This is a genomic window from Bacillus sp. FJAT-44742, from assembly GCF_002797315.1.
Classification (GTDB): domain Bacteria; phylum Bacillota; class Bacilli; order Bacillales; family Marinococcaceae; genus Thalassorhabdus; species Thalassorhabdus alkalitolerans.
Window position 1 is genome coordinate 1,581,068 of the sequence record NZ_KZ454936.1, and the last position, 20,865, is coordinate 1,601,932.

Sequence of the window (20,865 nt, forward strand, 5' to 3'; positions counted from 1 at the left end):
TAGAAATGATGAAGAATACAGCAGTATATAAAGATTGAATTAATTTTCAGAATTTCACTTCTTGTTTTAAAAGAGATGTGTATAATAATTATTGGTCGCAATTCTGAAGTTGTAGTTCATAAGAATCAGAGGAGTGGGGCGAATGAAATTATTGGGGTTTATTGTAAAGAAAAAAATTCTGGTGGGATTATTGTCTACTTTAATTATCTTCATAGGCCTGTACGCCATATATAACCTGGATAAAGAGCTGTTCCCTCCTATTAATCTAGGGGGAGCTTACGTAGACATCAACGCGGGTGACATGTCTGCTGCAGAGGTAGAGCGTACCATTACTGTGCCCCTTGAAGAGCAGATCGCTTCTATAGATGGAGTAAGAGAATTTTCTTCCACTTCCTACATAGGAAATAGCAGCTTATATGTATTTTTTGAGGAAGAGGTAAAAAATGATCTCTACCCTGAAATTGAAACAGCGGTAAAAACTTCCATTAGCAATCTGGAGCAGTAGCAGGAATTAATTCAGGAAATGCTCGTCATATTAGGCATATCAATTTTTCTTGTTTATCTGGTAATGGCAGTCCAATTTAATCACTTAATTCATCCATTAATTATCATGACTGTTATTCCAATGACTATTATCGGTGTTATTATTGGTTTATTGCTATCCGGCCACGAATTAAGTGTCTTATCAGGGATGGGGCTGCTTATGTTAATTGGTATTGTATTAAATAACGCCATTCTGTTTGTTGACAGGACAAATCAGTTACAAAGAGAAGGTTACTCCGTGGAGGATTCACTAATAGAAGCAGGAAGAAATAGACTGCGTCCCATTTTAATGACAACTCTGACTACTGTAGGAGGAATGCTTCCACTTGCATTCGCTTCAGGAACTGCAGGTAATTACCAATCACCACTCGCAACGGTTATTATCTCAGGGCTGCTCTTTTCTACATTGCTTACACTTATCCTGATTCCGGCTATCTACAGGCTGACTGCTGCAGCAAGTCAGAAGATAGAAACATTTAGAAAAGGTCCAGACAAAACAGATATTCACTCAAATAAAGCACCTAAATCAGTTAGTTAATGAGGCTTGGACAAAACTCAGCTAAATAGAAGGGCCTTCACCGGTCTGAACAGCCCCCTGTAAAGTAGACAGTGGAAATAATTAAATATGGTTCATACGGTCTTAGCCCTGTATTCACAAGTGCGACATCCGTTCAGCTTCATTTCATTCGGTTTCACGGTGTCTTCTATGCCGCGTGCAAGGCTTCAGCTAGCCGGGTGAAACCGCCCCGGGGGATCTTCAGCTCTTGCTTTTCCCGCAGGCGTTTCGTGATGTTTGAACAATCAACGTATATGTACACAAAAAGGATACCTTCTGATAAAGTTTTTATTATAATGAGAGTGGGAAAATCAAAAAGCCATTATTCAAGAAATGCTTTCAGACGAAGAAACCGGCTAGATCCACGGGAAGCGTAAGATCGATGTTGAGCCAACCTTCGGATTTCTGAAGGCTAATTTGCGTTTCACCCGAATGGCGGTGAACTTGAGAAAGCACACCGCCCGTAAGCCCCATCATCCCATTTCTGATCAACAAAAAGGTGCCAGCTATCGAAAATCGATAACTGACACCTTTTATTACTTTTCAGAGACTGTTTTGTCCCAGCCTCTTATTTGTAACACCAACCTGGGTAATGGAGCTTATGTAAGGTTTCACATTTTTCGGGTGTCGTTTTAAGATATGTAGAAAGAACATTGATAAAAAGGAGAATGCCTAATGAAAAGTGAAAAAGAAAAAATGATATCTGGTGAATCCTACAATCCATTGGATCAGGAATTACTAGCAGAAAGAACAAATGCTAGAAGACTAACAAGGTTATTCAATGAATCTGACGAAACAGAAGTGGAGAAAAGAACCGAATTATTAAAAGAGCTGCTCGGTTCCGTGGGAGATAGTTTATACATAGAGCCAACGTTCCGGTGTGATTACGGGTATAACATACACGCAGGTGAAAACTTCTTTGCTAATTTTGATTGTGTATTTCTAGATGTGTGCGAAATTCGAATTGGTGATCATTGCTTTATTGCTCCAGGAGTTCATATATATACTGCTACTCATCCATTACCCGCCAGTGAAAGAATATCCAGGGTGGAATATGGGAGGCCGGTAACTATAGGAGACAATGTGTGGATTGGCGGAAAAGCCGTTATTAATCCAGGCGTTACAGTAGGTAATAATGTTGTCATTGCTTCTGGCTCTATCGTTACAAAAGATTTACCCGATAATGTCCTCGCAGGAGGAAACCCAGCAAGAATTATAAAACAAATTCAGGAATAATTCTGTCCACTGGCTAATATTTTCACTAACTTTTAGTAGATAAAAATGATTCAAACTTGTTCTAAGGAATTGTCTTTTGACTATATAAACATCGCAGAACAGCGAAACCCTAAGGGGGTCTCTCACGTAAAAATAAAAATGAGTAGGTGATAGTACAGGCGTCTGAAAATTGAAAAATATTATACTATCCTCATTATCTCTCATAAAAGAGAACACTAAAGATTATTTCTATTACAGGAGGCTGGTACCTTGAATAGTTACTCCATACATGAATTCGTGGAAAAGACAAAGAGAAAGGATACGCCGGATGAAGCATTCGGACTGCAGTCGGAGCGTATTCTTGAAGTAGATTTAACGGGAGAAATATGGGCAAAAATGGGCGCAATGATTTCTTATACAGGAAACATTAAATTTGAACGGGAGCGAGCGTTAGAACACGGAGTAGAGCGCATGTTCAAAAAGACATTTACCAATGAAGGCGGAGAATTGATGAAGGCAACCGGTCGAGGCCGGTTATTTTTAGCAGACCAGGGAAAACGAATCACAATTCTGGAATTGGGAAACCGTCAACTTACCGTGAATGGTAATGATCTTTTGGCCTTTGAACCAACGGTAAATTGGGATATACAGCTGATGCGTAAAGTAGCCGGCATGATGTCTGGTGGATTATTTAATATTACCCTGCAAGGAGAAGGAAAAGCAGCGATTACCACATACTTTGAACCGCTGACACTTCCTGTTAGCCAAGGAAACCCCGTGTATACTGATCCAACTGCCACGGTGGCCTGGTCGGGAGAACTGGAACCGGAATTTCACACTGACATCAACTATCGTACCTTTCTCGGGAGAGGAAGTGGTGAATCAATTCAAATGAAGTTTGAAGGAGAAGGATTTGTTATTGTGCAGCCTGGCTTTGAAACAGAGTAAGGCTAGCGGAAATACTTTAGCACCACTTTTAATTGTTTGAAGGAACGAAAAAAGAGAACCCTCCTAGGAGGGCTCTTTTCTATGGACACGGTGTGTATTATTATATATGCAATGCTACTGCATAAAGACAGTACGTTTTTAAAAATCCTCGAATATATATAGTCTGTCTGAAATTCCTTTATGCATTCAACATTTTTCTTTAATGTTATTAGCATCTTTACAGACAAGATCTTCTAATCAAAATACTTAATCTAAAGCAGTTCAGTTTTATCTACATTACTTTGTTGCTTCACGTAACAATTAAATGAAAACAACCATCACCCTTGTTATTAGACTGAGAGGCGAAAAATATGGATCAAATACTTATTACGTTAACTTTTCTTTTGGTACTGTTTTTATTACTAAAAGTAATTACTTTAGAAACACGGTTAAAGGGTATGAAATACACATTAGAGAAACTAGCAGAACATTCTAATGTAGAAGACCCGATAAATAACTATTTACGTGACCTTATTAAAGAGGGAAATGACGTATTAGCAGTAAAGAGGGCGAGAGATCATCTAGGATTATCACTAATAGAAGCAAAAAACTATATTGAGAATTTAAAAGAGCAAGTGTAGAAGTCCCCCTTATATTTTCGTAGAAGCCATGAGTTAGTTAACCTTGAAAATGCAAAAAATGATAGGAGTTTAGCAGGTGGATTTACAGGGCAATGACTTTTATAAAAGTCATTAACCAAGGAGTGTTTCGATGGAATGGTATTACTGGGTTCTTATCATTCTCTTTATTTTATCAGTTATTATTCGGTTTCGTATAAAAGTTAAAAATCATGGGGGAAAAGATAATGATGAATAAAGACGTCCTTATGTATATCATTGTCTATCCTCTCTTTGCTCTTCTTCTCGCCTTGGGACTGCCCTATTTATTCGGCGGCAGGCTGTACCTGTCCACACTTACTGGTCCATTGGCTGTGCTGTTATTTGGTATTTACCACATTAAAAATAAGAAATCCGCCTGACGTTTTCTAATAAATGAATCAGGATGAACACCATGGGAAAGGCCATTTTTTATAAGACTGGTGCTCGCTTGATTAGGAAACTAGAATCTATTTTGACTAACTGCGATCACTCTTTTAGCCGAATCATTTTTCCCGCTTATCAATTCAGCTTTTATTAATTCAAGCATGGCAAAACCAATTGTATACGGTACCTGTGCACCTGGAAGTTTACTAATATTGAGGAAGAAGCGAAACGATGAGTAAGAACAGTGTACCAGCAGAACAAATAGGGCTTAAGTGGTCCCGATAAATGGCCACATTTTTATTTTCCCTTTCATATTAACGTGAAATGATTGAGATTACTTTAACAGACTATCTTAATAGGATGGGGAGATATAATGGGTGAAAACTTCAAAAACGGTCTGATTTCTGCGGCCATGTTTGCTGGCATTGCAATCCTCTTTGGTTACTTTGTATATGAGGAAATAAGATGGGGATACGTCATAGGTCTATCAATAGGTGGTTTTATTTCCTGGTGCTTTATTATTCCTTGGATGAATAAACGCCGGGTGAAAAAAGAACAGGAAGCTGACAAGTAGAAATTATGAATTGTTTATTTAGCAAGACTCTAAGAAAGCCTTCGGTTGCTTGCCAACTAGTCATCTATCTCAAAACATAACATACTATTTTGCAATGAGTCATACAGCAGACATGGCAAACCATCTTAAAATACTCGCTTTTTATCCTCTAGCAAAAGGATGTGAAAGGTGAAGGTTTAACTAGTTGAGGAAGGATGAACTAGAAAAGCGAATTATTTATCAAACCGGTAAGTAAACACAATCCATCCGATGATCAAAAGGGGTTCTGTTTCCTCGTTTACTTGTCCAGGCTCCACCCTTAAGTAACGCTCCCCATAAGACCCTCTGTAAACTTCCCCAATAAGGTCACCATCTTTTACTACTTCAATTGTTGATCGAATACTCCTGGCACGGAATTCGTAAGCATGCTCACCGATTGTGAGCCGAGTCAGTTCTCGTAACGTAGCTATATTTTTTGCTCGAAGGTCAGTATAAATCTTGGCTATCTTTGTATTTCTCTCCCATATGGTATAGTGTTCATTACCTCTCTCTTTGGTTTCACTTGTAACCAAAAAAGAGCTGCCACCGTTTATAAAATTAAACTTCAACCTCAAAAACCAAAGCCCTGGAGTACGCATCAAATCAGCTATAATCTTATGATAGGTTTTGGTGTACACCCGGTTATAAGAAGCCACTAATGACTCTTCTTTATATATCTTCTTTTCTCCAGTTAGCCACTTATCCCTCATAGAAGTAGACCATTGCCTGGAAGAATGAACAGGAGTATAAGCCGAGTCTTTTTTCCTTTGCTGTATACTAATCCACAAAACAATGGGAGAAAAAAACAGAAAGAGAAAAGAGAACAATAATTGGTTGGGATCAAATTCGCCTATGAAAGCCCATCGCAAGCAAATACCAAACAGTGCTACACACCACAAAGTAATCATTTTTGTCATAAAAATTCCTCGTTTATATGATGTTGTAATTTTATTTGGGACGTTAGTTCTTCCTGTTAGTAATACATCCCAAGGTTTCCTTGTATTGTTAATATTCTATCACTATCATTCACGCCAGCTTTACCAATACTTCTATATTCCTTTACTTTTGAGCTCATCTTCTTCAGTCAGGGAACTAAGACCTTTAAAGTAAGAGAGTTAAAGCAGACCCTTCTCTATGGTGGAAACGATGAATGACAGTAGGTAGCAAGCACTAAAGCTGAGAATGTACGTTAACTATTAAGTTGATACGAAAAGCTTCACTAATGGTTTCATGCAATAACAGAGTTTATGGATTATTTCCCTTTTATACGATTAAAGCATGATTAGAACCTTTTTCAATCATGTGTTTTTGTCTTTTTAAATTTTAATTTAATGGTAATTGTACCAATCCTTATTGATCAGAATAATAGGTGTAGTTTTTTTTCGTATCCAACAAATTGTTGCACAATTTATTAAGCGTGTATATAATGTACATATTGTATATATGACATATAAACACTAGATACACTTATTCTATTAAAAAAGAGGGAGCGACATGCAAATTATAATCTCCAACAGTTCAAAGGAGCCGATATATGAACAAATTACGAATCAAATTAAATCTTCTATCTTATCAGGTGAAATACAGGAGGGAGAAGCCATACCTTCCATGAGACAACTCGCAAAGGATTTGCAAATTAGCGTTATTACAACGAAACGCGCTTATGAGGAATTGGAGAAGGAAGGATTTATCTACTCCATTGTCGGCAAAGGATCATTCGTGGCAGAGCAAAATTTAGAGATTATAAGAGAAAAGAAGCTCAAAGTAATTGAGGAGCAGCTGACTGCAGTCATAACGAACAGCAGGGAAATTGGATTGTCTCTAGATGAGCTGCACCAGTTACTGGACTTGTTATACGAGGAGTGAATTAAATGGAATATGTAGTTGAATTAGAAAGAGTTACAAAAGATTTGAATGGGTTTTCCGTGAAAAATATTGATTTGCAAGTAAAGAAAGGTTTTGTTACAGGATTTATTGGTGAAAATGGTTCGGGAAAATCAACAACGATAAAAATGATGATGAATTTATTAAAGCCAGATGCCGGGGAAGTGAGGGTTTTTGGTTTGGACTATAAGACACATGAAAAGGCGATCAAGGAACGCATTGGTTTTGTTTATGATGGCAATGTATTTTTTGAAGGGCTGAATCTAAAAGATATTAAGCAAATTGTTGGACCAGCCTACAAACAATGGGATGATCATCTTTTTAATCAATATGTGAAACAATTCGATTTACCTCTTAATAAAGCGATCAAAACATTCTCAAAAGGCATGCAAATGAAGGCTTCATTAGCTATTGCCCTGTCGCATCACGCAGAGCTCATCATAATGGATGAACCGACAGCAGGACTGGATCCTATTTTCAGAAGGGAACTGCTGGATTTATTGCAAGAATTAATGATTGATGGGAACCGAACAATTTTTTTCTCCACACATATTACGACAGATTTAAATCGTATCGCTGATTATATTGCTTTTATTAATAAAGGGGAATTAATGTTTAATCACTCCATTCACGATGTAGCTGAAAACTATGCGCTGGTGAAAGGAGGCATTGATCTCTTGGATAGAGATACGGAATCGGATTTCATTCATGTTCATCGTGCCCCAACAGGCTTTGAGGCATTAACAGACAATATTCAAGCAGTGAAAAATACGTTCAGAGACTCTGTTGTCATTGAACAAGCATCATTGGAAGATATTATGTATTACATGAAAGGAGGCAAACAAAATGTTTAATTTAATCAGGCGTGATGTCATATTACAAAAACGGCAACTATGGATCTATATTCCTTTCATCTCTTTTTTTATTATTATGGATTCTCATCCTGCTTTGATTTTTCTCGTTGCCAGTGTTTTTATTCCGTTTAATTCATTTGCTTACGATGAGAAAGCGCAGACGAACATCTTATTAAACTCCTTGCCTTATACACGTAAGGAAATTATCGCATCACGCTATATTGGTGCTATTGTTTATATGATTTTAGCTATCGTAGTGACTAGTCTGGCATTATTTGTTTCGAATACTATGTTTTCGGCAACACATATTGCCATTGCCAGTGGTTTATTCCTGCTGTTTGCTGCATTCACCTTTCCTCTGTTTTATATATTTAAGCCTGGCTATATATCTTATGTGGTTCTCATTACCTTTCTTCTACTAGCAGGTATTGGACCACCTATTTTCATATTTTTAGCAGAGAATTTAACAGCAATTACTGATTTTATTTCCAGTTTATCCATCCCTTTTATCTATACAGGAGCGACGGTGATTGTGTTGTTCTTCTATGCTGTTTCGTGGGGAATTACCACTATTATTTACCAGAGAAAAGCGTTCTAAGCAGGGGGCATTTACATCTGTTTAATCCTATGAAGGGATTATTGTAAGCATTCTAATGAGAAGGAGGCAGGAAGGGGGAGGAACCTAAGTTGAAGAATATGTTTTCTATGTTACTTGTGGTTGGGGAATAGTCACTCTCGGATTATTTGTGGCTACATTTGCTGGGAGTATTGTCGAAGATCAGTTATTAATGACTAGAGATGGTAGATTCATTGTTCAAGCAGTCGTGATGAGTCTCATCGTTGTGCCATCCATTTTATATGTTTATCAGAGACTATATAGGGTCACGGGCAAGCCGACAAGACCCGTCTATTCTTTAAAAAGAGCACATCACTTTTTTACGGGCTTCTTTCTTGTGATCGGACTCTTCTTCGTTGGGTTATTCATTTCCAGCTCATTAGGTTGGCTTACCATTGATCAATGGCACGCATCCCAGTATTGGATCGGTGCATTCCTTTTTAATATGTTGATTGCGTTTTTTTACGAAGCTTTGTCTGAGGAACTCGCCTTGCGCGGATTTGTCTTCGATGTGCTACGTCACCGTTTCACCGTCTGGTTTTCTGTGTTCATACAGACACTTTTATTTGTGGGGGTTTCCATTGGGTTTTCAGTATTACAAGTAATCGTTGGAATGGTACCACTTGAAAACATCTTTATCATTCCCTCTATGATTTTACTGTTCTTTTTCGGCATAGCTTTAGCGCTAATGCGAATCTGGACAGATAGTTTGTGGGCATCCATAGGCTTTCATTTAGGATACTTAGAAATATCTCGTTTCTTGATCATGCCAACAGAATATGGTGCACCGCCGATTATGACGTTTCAAGATACAATTACGTATGGAGCAGGAGCAAGCTTTTTAATAATGTTTATAATTTTGGGAGCAAGCTTTATTCTGCTTATATTACTTGGAACGAAGCGTATGCAGAAGAATAAATAACAATAAGAGCTACCCTCAACTAAGGAGCTGGAAGGAAACCTGCTGGAAGTTACATTTCCATTTGATAAAGGTTCTTGAAGCCTGATTTTCAATGAAACAAGTGAGGAATTCTTCTTCAAGGGTTAGAGTAAAGGTCTATACAGAAAAATACTATATTCAATAAAGGATTAATGGACACAAAGCAGTAATCCTTTTTATATTGAAGAAAATAATGTATGAATGGTTAATAATATATGAATGATTAAATAATTCCAAAAAATATGATAATGTAACACCATGTTTTACAAAATATGTTTTTAGAAAGGGGGTCTTTTTAATTGCGCGGCACCTATATCATCTTATCGCTGGCTGCGTCATTATCTCTTTTAGTCACTGCTTGTTCCCTCAATCCACTTACCAACGACATTACCGTGAAAGAAGTAGAAGTAAACATCATATCAAAAGACCATAAGATGTCTTTATATCATGGCCAGCCCGATACACAGGTTACACTATCCAAGCTTGAATACCGAATCTACCTTCAGGAAGGCTCCAAATCTTTACTTGAAAATCAATACACGCCTAGAATACTCCCCCTGGAGTCCCTTTACACCTTTGTTCGCGGGAACGTGGGTCACAACATATTTAACGACGAAGAACAAATAGAGCAGGGCTTCTTTATCCCTGTAAAAGGTCCGATTAGAGAAAACGGAAACCTTGTTTACATACAGCAATACATACTGGGAACAGAGAACAGGACTTCTCAGCTTTCAGGCTCTCCCGAGAAGACAGAACTTGAAGCCTTAAGAGACTATGCTAAAGAGAATCACTTTGTCATTTCAAATGATAGAGGTGATGATGTCTACCGTCTGGACCTTAGAGATTTTAAAGAGTAATCCATGCTTCTTTATGCCAGAAATGGGAGTGAGAGAAAACTTAAAAAGGAACTAACACGGCATATAGTGTTTCAAAAACGGGGCGTATTGTTGAAGAAGGACACCATTCTAGTTTAAAAATAAAAATAATCATTATCTATATTTAGCAGTCATAAAAACCAGTCGGTCCTAAAGGCTAATTATTTTTATATAATGCTATAAAAAAAGAGTCATGGCCATTATAGAAGATGCAATTAAAAGCAAAAGCTGAGTCTCATGGACTCAGCTTTTATTAGTTTTCAAAATAAGGCTTTAGGACCTCAATTCCAACGTCGGCAAGAATTCTCTGTCCTTCCGTTGTTGGATGAATATCTCCCTCGATAATATAGTCTGCTTGATTTTTGCAAAATGCTTTATATGCATCCACAATGTAAATATTTTCGTGGTGCTCCTCCAATAGACTAAACTGTTTATTAATATCGGGCAATACCTCGGAGCCAATACCATGTAGGGGGTCATCGTGAAGCGGATTATAGACATTGTAAATAATGGGGAGCGAGGGTTCATCCCGTATTGTGTTATGCTAAGAGGCGTATCTTATTAATATAGGGGTGAAAAAATGTGTGATAGTATCTCAGATATAGACTATCGTGAAGTAATCGAATATTCCCTTGATCCGATTATTATTCATACAGACTATAAAATTCTTTATATAAACAGGGCTGCTGAGGATTTTTTTAGAACCGATAAACAAAGTGTTATCGGAGCAAGTCCACTAGATATCTTTCAAGAATCCTCGAAGGTTGCGATTAAGCAAAGAATTCAATCTGCTTACCAAGCTCCTGCAGCCGTTATTGAAGAAACTATATATAGAATGGACAAAACAACTGTAATGGTTGAATTATATTGTCATCCAGTTATGTTGGGGAACAACAATAAAGCAATTCAGACATATATACGGGATATTACGACCCGAAAAGAAAGCGAAAAAAAGCAGGACGAAATGATGAAGGAAATAAATGAATTATCCGCAACCATAGTGCCTATAATGAGCGATGTAGCCGTTCTTCCATTAGTAGGTAAGATAGGTTTGGAGAAGGCAAGGATGATCTTAGAAATTATACCGGAGAAAGTACAGGCTCAAAAACTCAATTATGTAATTATGGATTTCTCTGGGGTGTACGAGTTGGATGATATCGTGATTAATTATCTTTTTAAAATTAAACAAGTCTTATCTCTCCTTGGAGTACAGTCTATTATAACTGGTTTAAGGCCTCAATTAGCTATAGAGGCAACAAAGTTAAACATTAATTTAACTGACATTCCTACAATGGCTACAGTAAAAGAGGCAATAGTTTATTTAGGAGTTAATTGAGAACAAAGGTGGGTGTGTTTTATCCAAAAGGCAGATGCAAATCATCCATAACTTGGCTGGTTTATATTTAATTCACTACAAACCCCGGAATATTCCATGATAAAACATGTACACGCAACTCCTATCCTTACCTTGTTTTTCGACAATTCAAGTGTAAAGGATATCGGAGATTGCGTGTTTTTTATAGCTAATTTTTCTAAAACCCAACAAATAGTGTAGAGCCATTAAATAAAAAATAACCTCCGTAAGAAAACGGAGGTATTTTTAAAGCTGTTTATCTTTACTCCGGAATGCCAATAGTGGCTCCGATCGTCAGTTTATTAGGGTCGGAATAAGGGTTTTCTTCCTTAAGGTCATCAACTGTCACACCTTCATACTGCTGGGCAATGCTGTAGAATGTTTCACCTTCATCAATTCTGTGAGTGAATGGACCGTCTACATAACCTGGGTCCTCAACTCTTTCCAGTAAGATTTCAGTTCCAACTGGAATTGCATCAGGGTCAAGACCATGGTTAATATTGTTTAATTCGTCTGCAGTAACTCCATCATATTGCTGGGCAATGCTGTAGAATGTTTCACCTTTTTCAACAGTGTGAGTTTCTGCTCCGTCAAAATCACCTGATCCATCATCAGTCTCAAGCATAACTTCCATGCCAGGAAGAAGATAGTACGGATCAAGTCCCTGGTTCAAGTCCATAACTTCTTGATTTGTCATATTATACTCCTGAGCGATGCTCCAAAAAGTATCACCGGGCTCTACTGTTGTAGATGAAGTCGTTGTAGCTCCTGCGGTCAAACCACTTGCTCCAAACACCGCACCAGCTGCAAAAATAGGGACGAGTACTACCGAAGTTTTCTTCAAAGTAATCTCCTCCTTTTAAAAGACTATATAATCCCATTCCTATGACAGGAAGATGTTAAACGTATAATTATACGACTGCTTTTTCGTTCGGTGTCCTTAAAAAGGGAATTAATGTTAACATGAATTTACATAGAGCGAACGGGGACAAAGGATACTGTCAAGTAAACTGTCCACCTCCTACTCATAGAAACATGTTTGAGGCTGGTTGAGACAATGATCTCGAATAACAAGCGAAGCTATGATACTAGGAGATGGATATAGGGGCACTGGTAAGTAAACAAGAAAGGAAGAGCTAACAGAGCCTAAAAGAAATGAGATTAAAAAAGTTGACATTACCCTGTTTTCTTCCTACCGAACAAGTATTACTAGAATAAATCTATCATTTTAATTGAATAAGAAATCGGTTTCCCAACGAGAAGAAGTAACTTGTAAGAAGAATATTGTTTTTGATGCAAACTATCTTGTCCTTGGCCTAGGGGATGTATATCTTGGTGCCCCCGTAGCCACACCAATTGATCCGCGTCATCGCTTGGTGACGACAAAATATAATCCCGCACGAACCTGGACACCTGAAAATGCTGTTGGAATTGGCGGAGCATACATGTGCGTTTACGGAATGGAGGGACCCGGTGGTTATCAGTTTGTCGGGCGCACCATACAGATGTGGAACCGTTTCAGGCATACAGAAAGTTTTGAACCAGGAAAACCTTGGCTCCTTAGATTCTTTGACCAAATTGAAGTTGCCCGGACTACTTTAGAAGACCTGTTCATGGAGGTGGTGAATCAATGAACCAGTGGATCCAGCTCTGGAAAAAAGAATGTCTGGAAATGTGGAGAAATTTCAAATGGATATGGATGCCGCTTGTTTTTATTATATTAGGTCTGACAGAACCATTATCTACATACTACATGCCGGTTATAATGGAAAGTGTAGGTGGATTGCCTGAAGGAGCGGTTTTTGAAATGCCTATGCCTTCCCCAGGCGAAGTCCTGATGATGACTACATCGCAGTTCAATATGTTGGGCATCCTGGTAATTGTATTCGCTTCCATGGGATTGATTTCATCAGAAAGACGTAGTGGAGTTGCTGGACTCATTCTAGTCAGGCCTGTTCCGCATGCATCTTATGTAACAGCGAAATGGGCAGGAATGATAGTGCTGGGGTGGTTATCATTATTTTTGGGGTATTTGGCCAGTTGGTATTATACTAACCTCTTGTTTGGATCCCTTTCGTTTGGGGTCATGTTAAACAGCTTCCTCCTATACGGGCTCTGGTTTACTTTTATTATTACGCTGACCGTATTTTTTAATGCCCTCTCCAAGATTTCTGGTCTTGTCGCATTTGCGACTCTAACTTCGGTCATCGGGCTTTCAATCACTACAAGTGTTCTTGAACAATGGATGACATGGAGCCCGGCAATGGCATTGGATCTTGTAGGAACGATGGCAATGGAAGGCCGATTAGATACAAGCTTCGCTCTCGTCTTAGTTGTAACATTAGTGTCGGTTATTGCGTTGTTAGCTGCGGCCAGCTTTGTGTTGAAGAATAAAGAGATGGCCAGTTAATAACCCTGAGGTATAGCAGAACGTACGTTTTATACCAGAAACGGTTGTATTTTATTCCTAATAACAGTAGAGAGTTTGATTGCTGAAAGGAAGAGTCGTTTCTTTCTTAAATGCTAGTGCAGATTAATACTTGTTTCCACTAGTTCCAGATTATTTCTTATAATAGAAGGCGCACAAACAAGGAGGACTTACTATGACAAAGAAAAAGAGGGAACTGTCACTGGAACAACGCGAAGAACTACTTAGCACTTTGAAAGACCGTTTTGAAAAAAATATGAACAGGCATAAAAGTCTTGAATGGACAAAAGTTCAAGCCAGACTAGAAGAAAACCCTGAAAAACTATGGTCACTCAATGAAATGGAAAGAACTAGCGGTGAACCGGATGTAGTAGGTCAGGATAAAAAAACAGGCGAATTCATATTTTATGATTGTACAACAGAAAGTCCTAAAGGTCGCAGAAGTGTTTGTTATGACCAGGAAGCGCTGGAATCAAGAAAAAAACACAAACCAGAAAATAATGCTATTGATATGGCAACTTCCATGGGCATTGAACTTTTAACAGAAGAACAATACCGGGATTTGCAGAAACTTGGAAATTTCGATATGAAAACTTCCAGCTGGGTGCAAACGCCTGCTAGTATAAGAAAACTTGGCGGTGCCATCTTTTGTGACCGCCGCTACGATCATGTTTTTGTGTACCACAATGGAGCTGAATCCTACTATGCTGCCAGAGGTTTCCGGGGCTCGCTAAGGGTCTGAATGTTGTCCGTGCTAACATGAAATTTGAGAAGTAAATTTACACAGCTTGATTTGCCATCTTGCAGGGTTAAAAAGGGATAGGAATGGGCGGAATTGCAAAATAGCAATTGTGAAAAGGTTACAGGAAATTCTTAGGCTTCACATCCATATATAAGAACTGTACCCGAAGTACTGGAAAGAACTTTTATTGCTAAAATACAAAGAAAACTTATAAGTTTCGTCTTCTTCAAACTATACATTTTGGGAATAGAGCTAGGTCATCCAAAATAGTTCACTATTAAGTTTTCTGAGACATTCTCAACTGCACTTTATTACCTTAAGCTTGAAAGAGGATCTGGGGGCTAAATTTCACTTAAATAGATAGTAGAAAGTTATCACTTTAGTCAAAAGAAACAAGTTGAGCCGTTTTTATCGCATAGGCTCTTGTTTCCCCAATTCCTTTAATTCTTAATAGGCACTCATAAGAAGTAAATGGCTTGTTAGTTCTCAGTAAAACTATTTCTTTTGCTCTTTTTGGACCTATATTTGGGATTTTCTGTAACTGTTCTATTGGAGCTGAATTGATTAAAATGAGTGATTGATGAGAAGTAGATTTAGGTTTTGAGGAAATAGAATTATTATTATCTTTTGGTTTGTATTTATTTTGATTCGATTCTGCAAGGTAACGTTCATCTTTTAAATAAGATATAACATAAAAATATAACCTGTTAAAGTGGGTGTCCTGAAAGTTAATTAAGGTAGCATTTTTTCCTGAGAATTTATGAGAATGTTTGTTTTTAACCAGAAATTTTGCATATTTAATTGGCATTTGATAAAGGCTTTTTGTCACCTCTATATCATTAATTCTCTTAATTATATGTTTCTGGGGTTTTCCATTTATTTCAATAATCCATGGTCTTCCAGTTTGATCTATACCAAAATCTACGCATATTTCGCCCAAGTGACCTAACTTCCTTTCAATAGTTCGTGCAGATAACAAAGAAATTCCTTTCATTAGGCTTATATCTTTATCAGAAAGGTGGGAACTGTGAGTTAGAATCTCCTTTACACTTTTTATTTCGGTACTATGATTCGTAATAAAGGAGGTTGGACTTCCTATTCTACTAAGCATAGCAGTAGTATCCCACAATCCACGCTCATTTTTTTGTACATAAATTCGTATATCATATATTTTTTCCTCGACCTTTTCAAAGGGAATATATTCTTGAACTAAGAACCTTTCGCTTTGAGCAAATTGCCCGATTTTTAAAAGGAACTCATCTTTATTGGATGTATTAATTTTTGCAGGATTGTTTGCCTTCTCATTAATTAAAGCATTCAGTATTGGTATTTTGCTACATTCATTTCCTAACGTAGGCATGTTACCTCTCAATTCGTTAGTTGATATTGCTTTTTCCGTAAATATATTAGAGTAAAGCCGGTATTCATTTTCAGGGGTTTGTTCTGCCAAATATACCTGTTTCCCTAGAGTTCCTTTAGATGGCTTAAGCACTAGCTTGCGATAACTGGATAACAACTTTAAAAATGTATGGGATTTAAAAAGAAAAGTATCTGGAACGAAGTGACTCATTATTGTCTTCTGTAAGATATCATTAATTGTCCATTTGTCAAATCTAGTCATGCAATTAAATACTTTTCCCTTTCCAACGAGTTTCTCTAATCTATTTGAAAGTCCTTTATGCGAGATATAACTTCGATTGTATATAACCTGGGGTGGCGGACTTATTACCTTCTCCCACTGATTATTCTGCCACGCATACCCTTGAATCCTTTTATTTTTCCAATCAATCCCTTTCGCATTAAACACCAAAATATCAGCTTGTAAAGAGGAAACCAAGTCAAAATATTTTAGTCCTTTAGGTTTGTGCACTAGTATTCCTATTAATGGATTTTTTTTCATAATAAGGAACCCTCCCTACATCAACGTTTGTATAGTTCAGAAAATTAAGAACTATGTAAACATGAGCTGCATTAAAGAATGGTTATCATTCCGCCTAGCAACTCATGTTAGTACTGAGAAATATTAGACGTGTTGAGCTTGAATTAAAAGAGTTACCTCACCAAGGCCCGCTACGTCTATTGTTGTTTCAAAGTCAATAGTTGGACATGGTACTTCTACACTTACTCCTAGTACATCAATAGTAACAATTCCATTTTCTGAAGGGAAAGTAAGGTTTGCAAAAACCGTGATTGGTTCCGGTAATACCACCCCATCTATTGCAGTAATCTGTACAGTTACTACACACAATGTTGTTACACCCATTGTTTAGCCTCCTTAACCGTTGTGGTAGTGTGTTAACAATAACCATCATATTCGTCAAACTGTATGGGGATGTAACCGTCAAGTGGAAATGAACATTTTTTGCTCGTTATGTTTGAGCACTTTTCGCTTGAAACAAAGATTTACGATACTTAATTCGATGACTGCCGCCATTCAAGTGAACGACTTCCGAGCGATGGAGAAGGCGATCCAAGATGGCCGTGGTGATACCTTGATCTCCGATCAATTCTCCCCATTCCTCGGGCCCTTTGTTCGAAGTTAAGATGACTGAACTTCTTTCATATAGATGATTGATTAAGTGAAAAAATAAATTAGCTTCTTGTTGATCCATAGCCATATACATTAAGTCGTCGATGATAACCAAGTCAGCCTGTCGAATACGTTTCATAGATAACTGAGATTTCCGAACGTATTCCTCTGTTTTTAAGAGGGGTACAAGTTCTCCCATCGAAATAAAAGAAACTCGAAATCCCTTATGAATGGCTTCCAACCCCAAACCAATAGCTAGATGCGTCTTTCCAATGCCAGGTGGCCCCAGAAAGATTAAATTAAACGTCTGTTCCAGCCAAGACAGCTCTTTGAGCTGCTTTAGCTGTCTTTGACTGAGAGACGGCTGCTCCGCAAGGTCAAACTCTTCCAAGGTCTTTTGATACGGAAACCTTGCCCATTTCAAATGTTTTTCAATCATTTTTTCCTCTCTACGCTTCTCTTCATAAGTAAGGAGTTCATGAAGAAACTCTTGATAGGTCCAGGATTGGGCTTCAGCTTCTCTCAGAAAGAGAGGCAGCCTTTTAGATGTTTCTGCCATCCTAAGTTGATGAAATTGTCGTTGTAAACTTTCCGTAGAAAGACTCATGTTAGGCCCCTCCCAAAATCTTCAGGTAGCTTTCCAAGTTTCTCACTTCTGCTGTTTCCTCCCACGCTTTTGAATAAGGAATGGAAGGAAGGTTTTCTGGGAGAAGGGACCGATCAAATTGTTGGTTCCTTGCTAGATATCTGGTTACATCTTCAAACGAGTTGGCACTCCACAAATTTTCTTTTATGCATATTTCAATCGCTTGTTGAGCGAAAGAAGGGTACTGCTTCACGGCACGTTGGAGAATCTTCAATTGGTCTCTTATGTACCTTGGGTAACGTTGATGGATCTCTTCAAGAAACCGTTGGATATCCTCTTTCTGATCAAAGGAGCCTTTTACTGTTTCCATATAAGCAGGTATACCTTTTGATCGGTCTCGGGAATGGTGAGTGTTCTTGATAAGCTGGCCTTTTCCAACAGCCAGAGGATGAATCGCAATCTGCTTTCCTTGTGGAGTTTTTTCAATAATAAGGTGTCCTTCTTCTATGCGCACGTACACCGTATTCTCTCCGTTTGCTTGGTAAGTCCCTAACGGGACGGAGTAGCGATTCGAATGATATTTTATGATGTTGTCCTTATGAACGGTTCTTGATATACTTAACCCACGGTGACTCTCGAAAGAGAGTAGGTAAGAGACTTTTCGTAAGTGTGGCTTTTCCAGGGCGAACACTTCGACTGGTCTCTTTTTTATTGTATTGTGTACTTGGAAGTTTCCCTTGCGTTCTAACCAGGCAAGGCATTGCTCATTCCATGTTTCTATGTCATAAAATACTCGATGTTTCGCAAAGTTGTGTTTTACGAATTTTACTGTGTTTTCTACTTTCCCTTTTGATTCAGGATCTGCTCTCCTGCATAAGTAAATCCGAAATCCTCTTTGTTGCTTATAAGCCTGAAAGTCTTCTGTCAGAATAAAATCACCTCCATTTTCACTGACGGTCATTAATTTATCTTGGTCATAAACAATTTCTTCTGTGATCCCTCCATAATACTGAAAGGCATTCTCGTGACTTCGTAACACATCCTGAGTCGTAAACGGATGATCCTGCCATTCTGCGTATTTAAAGCGAGAATGCGAGAGGACAAAGGCAATAACGTATAGCTTTTTAGTTTTGCCTTCATAAGTAAAAACTTTCTTTTCTCCAAAATCAACCTGCATTTGTTTGCCTTTTGGGAGTTCTTCGATGGCTTCAAAGGTTCGGACTTCTTTTACTTTAGGAATACAATATGTTTTTCTTAGTTCTTTAACATAAGCTCGAACAGTGCTTGCCCCCACATCTTTAAAAGAACAACGTTCTTCTAACCAATCTGAAATCTGAGAAGCCGAAAGGTCAGGGTGTTCCTTTAACCACTGGAGTAAATGATTTTGATAAGGATCCAGCTTCCGCTTCCTGGTTTTTAGTTGGTACACCCATTCGCTTGCATCCTCAAAATCCCTCTTCAAGTAAGCATAAACAGTAGTCCTTGATAAGTTACACTTTCTAGCAATCGCTGCCACAGAAAACCCTTCTTTTCTTAGCTGATGAACATAAACATGCTTTTCCAATTTCTCCACCTTCATTCCCCTCCGCCAGTCACACATTTTCTTTATAGTGTACATGACAAGAGGTGTTAAGTAGGGGAAAAGCGCTCAAATCAATCAAGCAGTAACTGTTCAACTTAGTCTAGCAGTTACAGGGGATTGTTCCTTTACCTAAAAGACTACTTATGGGCTGAAAAGTAATAGTTACACACCTAGAAATATTAGGGTCAAGACAATCAGTTGTTAAGACGGGGTGAAAAGTACCATTCACGCTATACATAGGTAGATTCGCAGAAGGAATAAACTAAAGAGAAATAAACAAGCAAATTTGGTGAAAAAAATAAGTACTTTAAGTGATTTTTATTTAAAAGAACAATACCGCCAAATGGTAGAGAGGATGTTGTTTGCTAATAACTATCTAAGTATCCTTATGTAAATCTTAAAAGACTTCTTTGAATTTTTAATCAGGAAGGATATATTGGTTGCCTTAAGCTTTAACAATAAATCTGTAACGGTGTAGAGAAAATAAAGCTTCCTGTAGAATGAATCACCGTCAGTTATTTTTTGGGGGATATTATTAGGGGGAACAAGTATGACTTAATAATTGAAGCAGCTTGTAAAGTAATCAAAAGGGGACTAAAATGGCATCTGTTGCTTAAATCGTTAATGAAGCAGGATCGTGCTCAGAGAATTTACACTTTGATTCCAAAAGTGCTGTTGTGTCAGCTATAGCTGAACAAATATTAAGTGATTGTTCAGAGGGGCAAAATGGTATGATCAGAACTTTTTGCTGGAACGACTTAGAAACATTCTTTCTATATGTGGAAACACTCAGGTTCTTTGTATTATAAAACACAAGGAACCGTTTCAAATTTCTTTTTTCAGATAAATAAGTTATCGACAGAGTGTCACCAAATCATTATGCAAAGGAAATACCTGCTACTCTATGTACTTTTTAAAAACAAGCCTTAGAACTAAAAGTTCTAAGGCTCGTACTCTTTTACTTTTATAAATCAATACAAAAATTATAATTGAAATAAAAACATATACAACACAAGAAGTCCGATAGTAGATATAGAGGAAATCGTTATTATCTTACGGTCTTTCTTTCTAACTCCAACTAAAACCATAATAATAGCTAAAATTAATAGAATAGTAATGAAAATTTTCATTTATGTACCCTCCAGCATGCATTTGCTATGAGTGTAACATACATATCTTCAGCTGAAATAAAATAGCATCAGATGTCGAAGAATGCTCACCTTTTAAAACTTCAATTTATTTTTCAAATTATTGATTCTTCCATGTTTGATACCTTAGTAAGGAAGGGCGATATCAGAATCATAGACACACCAATTAAAAACATGAGGAGAATCGTTATGTACCCTAAAGAAAAAACCATATTCAAAACCATGGGCGAGAGGGTGAAAAGTGACATGACAAACGACAATTTTTTTGTCTTAGCTGTAGGATACTGTTTTGCATTACAGTAAGGACAAATCAGTGCAGTATGTAAGGAAAAATTTCCTTTTAACGTTTCTTTCCATGCCCACTTTGTGTAACAGTGTTGACAAGTTGGCATTTTGTACCTCCTTTAAGAAAATAATTCAATTATATACTCAGACAAAAGTCCATCATAA

The 20,865-nt window shown here is 37.7% G+C and carries 23 protein-coding genes and 2 pseudogenes; 17 read left to right on the forward strand and 8 right to left on the reverse strand.

The genetic code is table 11. The annotated features are described in order from the left end of the window. The first annotated feature begins 142 nt into the window (after positions 1–142). From CEF17_RS20600 to CEF17_RS07855, 8 genes and pseudogenes are all read left to right on the forward strand, one after another. Positions 143–505 (forward strand): efflux RND transporter permease subunit, encoded by a 363-nt coding sequence (locus tag CEF17_RS20600; RefSeq protein ID WP_232725454.1) that lies wholly within the window; start codon positions 143–145, stop codon positions 503–505. Between the two features lie 18 nt (positions 506–523). Further along, positions 524–1,081: an efflux RND transporter permease subunit gene (locus CEF17_RS20605; RefSeq protein WP_232725455.1), complete on the forward strand. Its 558-nt coding sequence runs from the start codon at positions 524–526 to the stop codon at positions 1,079–1,081. A gap of 318 nt (positions 1,082–1,399) precedes the next feature. Continuing rightward, a pseudogene (locus tag CEF17_RS21025) lies at positions 1,400–1,735 on the forward strand (IS5/IS1182 family transposase); the annotation flags it as partial. Positions 1,736–1,774: 39 nt separating this feature from the next. After that, positions 1,775–2,335 carry a sugar O-acetyltransferase gene (locus tag CEF17_RS07840; protein ID WP_100399044.1) on the forward strand — a complete coding sequence of 187 codons (561 nt, stop codon included), beginning with the start codon at positions 1,775–1,777 and terminating at the stop codon, positions 2,333–2,335. Positions 2,336–2,584: 249 nt separating this feature from the next. Next, positions 2,585–3,262, forward strand: a complete 678-nt coding sequence (locus CEF17_RS07845) for an AIM24 family protein (RefSeq protein WP_100399045.1) — start codon at positions 2,585–2,587, stop codon at positions 3,260–3,262. A 437-nt stretch (positions 3,263–3,699) separates the two neighbouring features. Beyond that, entirely contained in the window at positions 3,700–3,882 is a 183-nt protein-coding gene (locus CEF17_RS07850; protein WP_232725456.1) for a hypothetical protein, read from the forward strand. Positions 3,883–4,106: 224 nt separating this feature from the next. After that, complete coding sequence (locus CEF17_RS19965) at positions 4,107–4,280, forward strand: hypothetical protein (RefSeq protein ID WP_157842980.1); 174 nt, start codon at positions 4,107–4,109, stop codon at positions 4,278–4,280. A gap of 377 nt (positions 4,281–4,657) precedes the next feature. Then, positions 4,658–4,858 carry a hypothetical protein gene (locus CEF17_RS07855; RefSeq protein ID WP_100399047.1) on the forward strand — a complete coding sequence of 67 codons (201 nt, stop codon included), beginning with the start codon at positions 4,658–4,660 and terminating at the stop codon, positions 4,856–4,858. Between the two features lie 212 nt (positions 4,859–5,070). Here CEF17_RS07855 and CEF17_RS07860 read toward each other — a convergent pair whose 3' ends face one another. Further along, a complete protein-coding gene (locus CEF17_RS07860) occupies positions 5,071–5,793 on the reverse strand; it encodes a hypothetical protein (protein WP_100399048.1) in 723 nt (240 codons plus the stop codon). Positions 5,794–6,370: 577 nt separating this feature from the next. Here CEF17_RS07860 and CEF17_RS07865 point away from each other — a divergent pair. From CEF17_RS07865 to CEF17_RS07885, 5 genes are all read left to right on the forward strand, one after another. After that, positions 6,371–6,742: a GntR family transcriptional regulator gene (locus CEF17_RS07865; RefSeq protein ID WP_100399049.1), complete on the forward strand. Its 372-nt coding sequence runs from the start codon at positions 6,371–6,373 to the stop codon at positions 6,740–6,742. Between the two features lie 5 nt (positions 6,743–6,747). Further along, a complete protein-coding gene (locus CEF17_RS07870) occupies positions 6,748–7,614 on the forward strand; it encodes an ABC transporter ATP-binding protein (RefSeq protein ID WP_100399050.1) in 867 nt (288 codons plus the stop codon). Further along, on the forward strand, positions 7,607–8,212 hold the full coding sequence (locus CEF17_RS07875) for an ABC-2 transporter permease (RefSeq protein WP_100399051.1): 606 nt from the start codon (positions 7,607–7,609) through the stop codon (positions 8,210–8,212). The genes CEF17_RS07870 and CEF17_RS07875 overlap by 8 nt, the downstream gene beginning before the upstream one ends. Before the next feature lie 190 nt (positions 8,213–8,402). Beyond that, positions 8,403–9,152: a CPBP family intramembrane glutamic endopeptidase gene (locus CEF17_RS07880; RefSeq protein ID WP_232725457.1), complete on the forward strand. Its 750-nt coding sequence runs from the start codon at positions 8,403–8,405 to the stop codon at positions 9,150–9,152. Between the two features lie 317 nt (positions 9,153–9,469). Further along, positions 9,470–10,027, forward strand: coding sequence for a hypothetical protein (locus CEF17_RS07885; protein ID WP_100399053.1), 558 nt, complete (start codon positions 9,470–9,472; stop codon positions 10,025–10,027). Positions 10,028–10,298: 271 nt separating this feature from the next. On the opposite strand, the gene CEF17_RS20850 is transcribed toward CEF17_RS07885, so the two are convergent. Beyond that, on the reverse strand, positions 10,299–10,433 hold the full coding sequence (locus CEF17_RS20850; protein WP_269799448.1) for a hypothetical protein: 135 nt from the start codon (positions 10,431–10,433) through the stop codon (positions 10,299–10,301). A 192-nt stretch (positions 10,434–10,625) separates the two neighbouring features. Between CEF17_RS20850 and CEF17_RS07890 the strand changes: the two genes are divergently transcribed. Further along, positions 10,626–11,381, forward strand: coding sequence for a PAS domain S-box protein (locus CEF17_RS07890; protein WP_100399054.1), 756 nt, complete (start codon positions 10,626–10,628; stop codon positions 11,379–11,381). A 280-nt stretch (positions 11,382–11,661) separates the two neighbouring features. On the opposite strand, the gene CEF17_RS07895 is transcribed toward CEF17_RS07890, so the two are convergent. Beyond that, positions 11,662–12,243, reverse strand: a complete 582-nt coding sequence (locus CEF17_RS07895) for a LysM peptidoglycan-binding domain-containing protein (protein WP_100399055.1) — start codon at positions 12,241–12,243, stop codon at positions 11,662–11,664. 433 nt (positions 12,244–12,676) lie between these two features. Between CEF17_RS07895 and CEF17_RS07900 the strand changes: the two are divergent. From CEF17_RS07900 to CEF17_RS07910, 3 genes and pseudogenes are all read left to right on the forward strand, one after another. Beyond that, positions 12,677–13,009: pseudogene (locus CEF17_RS07900) on the forward strand (carboxyltransferase domain-containing protein); the annotation flags it as partial. Positions 13,010–13,029: 20 nt separating this feature from the next. Further along, on the forward strand, positions 13,030–13,809 hold the full coding sequence (locus CEF17_RS07905; RefSeq protein ID WP_100399056.1) for an ABC transporter permease: 780 nt from the start codon (positions 13,030–13,032) through the stop codon (positions 13,807–13,809). 193 nt (positions 13,810–14,002) lie between these two features. Next, positions 14,003–14,569, forward strand: a complete 567-nt coding sequence (locus CEF17_RS07910) for a DUF4256 domain-containing protein (RefSeq protein ID WP_100399057.1) — start codon at positions 14,003–14,005, stop codon at positions 14,567–14,569. 379 nt (positions 14,570–14,948) lie between these two features. Here CEF17_RS07910 and CEF17_RS07915 read toward each other — a convergent pair whose 3' ends face one another. From CEF17_RS07915 to CEF17_RS21030, 5 genes are all read right to left on the reverse strand, one after another. Next, the gene (locus CEF17_RS07915; RefSeq protein ID WP_100399058.1) at positions 14,949–16,469 is read right to left on the reverse strand and encodes a YheC/YheD family protein; all 1,521 of its coding nucleotides are present in this window, start codon (positions 16,467–16,469) and stop codon (positions 14,949–14,951) included. Positions 16,470–16,592: 123 nt separating this feature from the next. Continuing rightward, entirely contained in the window at positions 16,593–16,832 is a 240-nt protein-coding gene (locus CEF17_RS07920; protein WP_100399059.1) for a hypothetical protein, read from the reverse strand. Positions 16,833–16,938: 106 nt separating this feature from the next. Continuing rightward, positions 16,939–17,706, reverse strand: coding sequence for an IS21-like element helper ATPase IstB (gene istB, locus CEF17_RS07925; RefSeq protein ID WP_100399060.1), 768 nt, complete (start codon positions 17,704–17,706; stop codon positions 16,939–16,941). 1 nt (position 17,707) lies between these two features. Next, positions 17,708–19,264 (reverse strand): IS21 family transposase, encoded by a 1,557-nt coding sequence (istA, locus tag CEF17_RS07930; RefSeq protein ID WP_232725458.1) that lies wholly within the window; start codon positions 19,262–19,264, stop codon positions 17,708–17,710. A 1,246-nt stretch (positions 19,265–20,510) separates the two neighbouring features. Further along, positions 20,511–20,807: a TIGR04104 family putative zinc finger protein gene (locus tag CEF17_RS21030; protein ID WP_100399062.1), complete on the reverse strand. Its 297-nt coding sequence runs from the start codon at positions 20,805–20,807 to the stop codon at positions 20,511–20,513. Positions 20,808–20,865: the final 58 nt, after the last annotated feature.

Coding starts and splice junctions, on each gene's coding strand:
- CEF17_RS20600 (WP_232725454.1), top strand. CDS start 143: ATGAAATTATTGGGGTTTATTGTAAAGAAAAAAATTCTGGTGGGATTA.
- CEF17_RS20605 (WP_232725455.1), top strand. CDS start 524: ATGCTCGTCATATTAGGCATATCAATTTTTCTTGTTTATCTGGTAATG.
- CEF17_RS07840 (WP_100399044.1), top strand. CDS start 1,775: ATGAAAAGTGAAAAAGAAAAAATGATATCTGGTGAATCCTACAATCCA.
- CEF17_RS07850 (WP_232725456.1), top strand. CDS start 3,700: ATGAAATACACATTAGAGAAACTAGCAGAACATTCTAATGTAGAAGAC.
- CEF17_RS19965 (WP_157842980.1), top strand. CDS start 4,107: ATGATGAATAAAGACGTCCTTATGTATATCATTGTCTATCCTCTCTTT.
- CEF17_RS07855 (WP_100399047.1), top strand. CDS start 4,658: ATGGGTGAAAACTTCAAAAACGGTCTGATTTCTGCGGCCATGTTTGCT.
- CEF17_RS07860 (WP_100399048.1), bottom strand. CDS start 5,793: ATGACAAAAATGATTACTTTGTGGTGTGTAGCACTGTTTGGTATTTGC.
- CEF17_RS07865 (WP_100399049.1), top strand. CDS start 6,371: ATGCAAATTATAATCTCCAACAGTTCAAAGGAGCCGATATATGAACAA.
- CEF17_RS07870 (WP_100399050.1), top strand. CDS start 6,748: ATGGAATATGTAGTTGAATTAGAAAGAGTTACAAAAGATTTGAATGGG.
- CEF17_RS07875 (WP_100399051.1), top strand. CDS start 7,607: ATGTTTAATTTAATCAGGCGTGATGTCATATTACAAAAACGGCAACTA.
- CEF17_RS07880 (WP_232725457.1), top strand. CDS start 8,403: ATGACTAGAGATGGTAGATTCATTGTTCAAGCAGTCGTGATGAGTCTC.
- CEF17_RS07890 (WP_100399054.1), top strand. CDS start 10,626: ATGTGTGATAGTATCTCAGATATAGACTATCGTGAAGTAATCGAATAT.
- CEF17_RS07905 (WP_100399056.1), top strand. CDS start 13,030: ATGAACCAGTGGATCCAGCTCTGGAAAAAAGAATGTCTGGAAATGTGG.
- CEF17_RS07910 (WP_100399057.1), top strand. CDS start 14,003: ATGACAAAGAAAAAGAGGGAACTGTCACTGGAACAACGCGAAGAACTA.
- CEF17_RS07915 (WP_100399058.1), bottom strand. CDS start 16,469: ATGAAAAAAAATCCATTAATAGGAATACTAGTGCACAAACCTAAAGGA.
- CEF17_RS07920 (WP_100399059.1), bottom strand. CDS start 16,832: ATGGGTGTAACAACATTGTGTGTAGTAACTGTACAGATTACTGCAATA.
- istB (WP_100399060.1), bottom strand. CDS start 17,706: ATGAGTCTTTCTACGGAAAGTTTACAACGACAATTTCATCAACTTAGG.
- istA (WP_232725458.1), bottom strand. CDS start 19,264: ATGAAGGTGGAGAAATTGGAAAAGCATGTTTATGTTCATCAGCTAAGA.
- CEF17_RS21030 (WP_100399062.1), bottom strand. CDS start 20,807: ATGCCAACTTGTCAACACTGTTACACAAAGTGGGCATGGAAAGAAACG.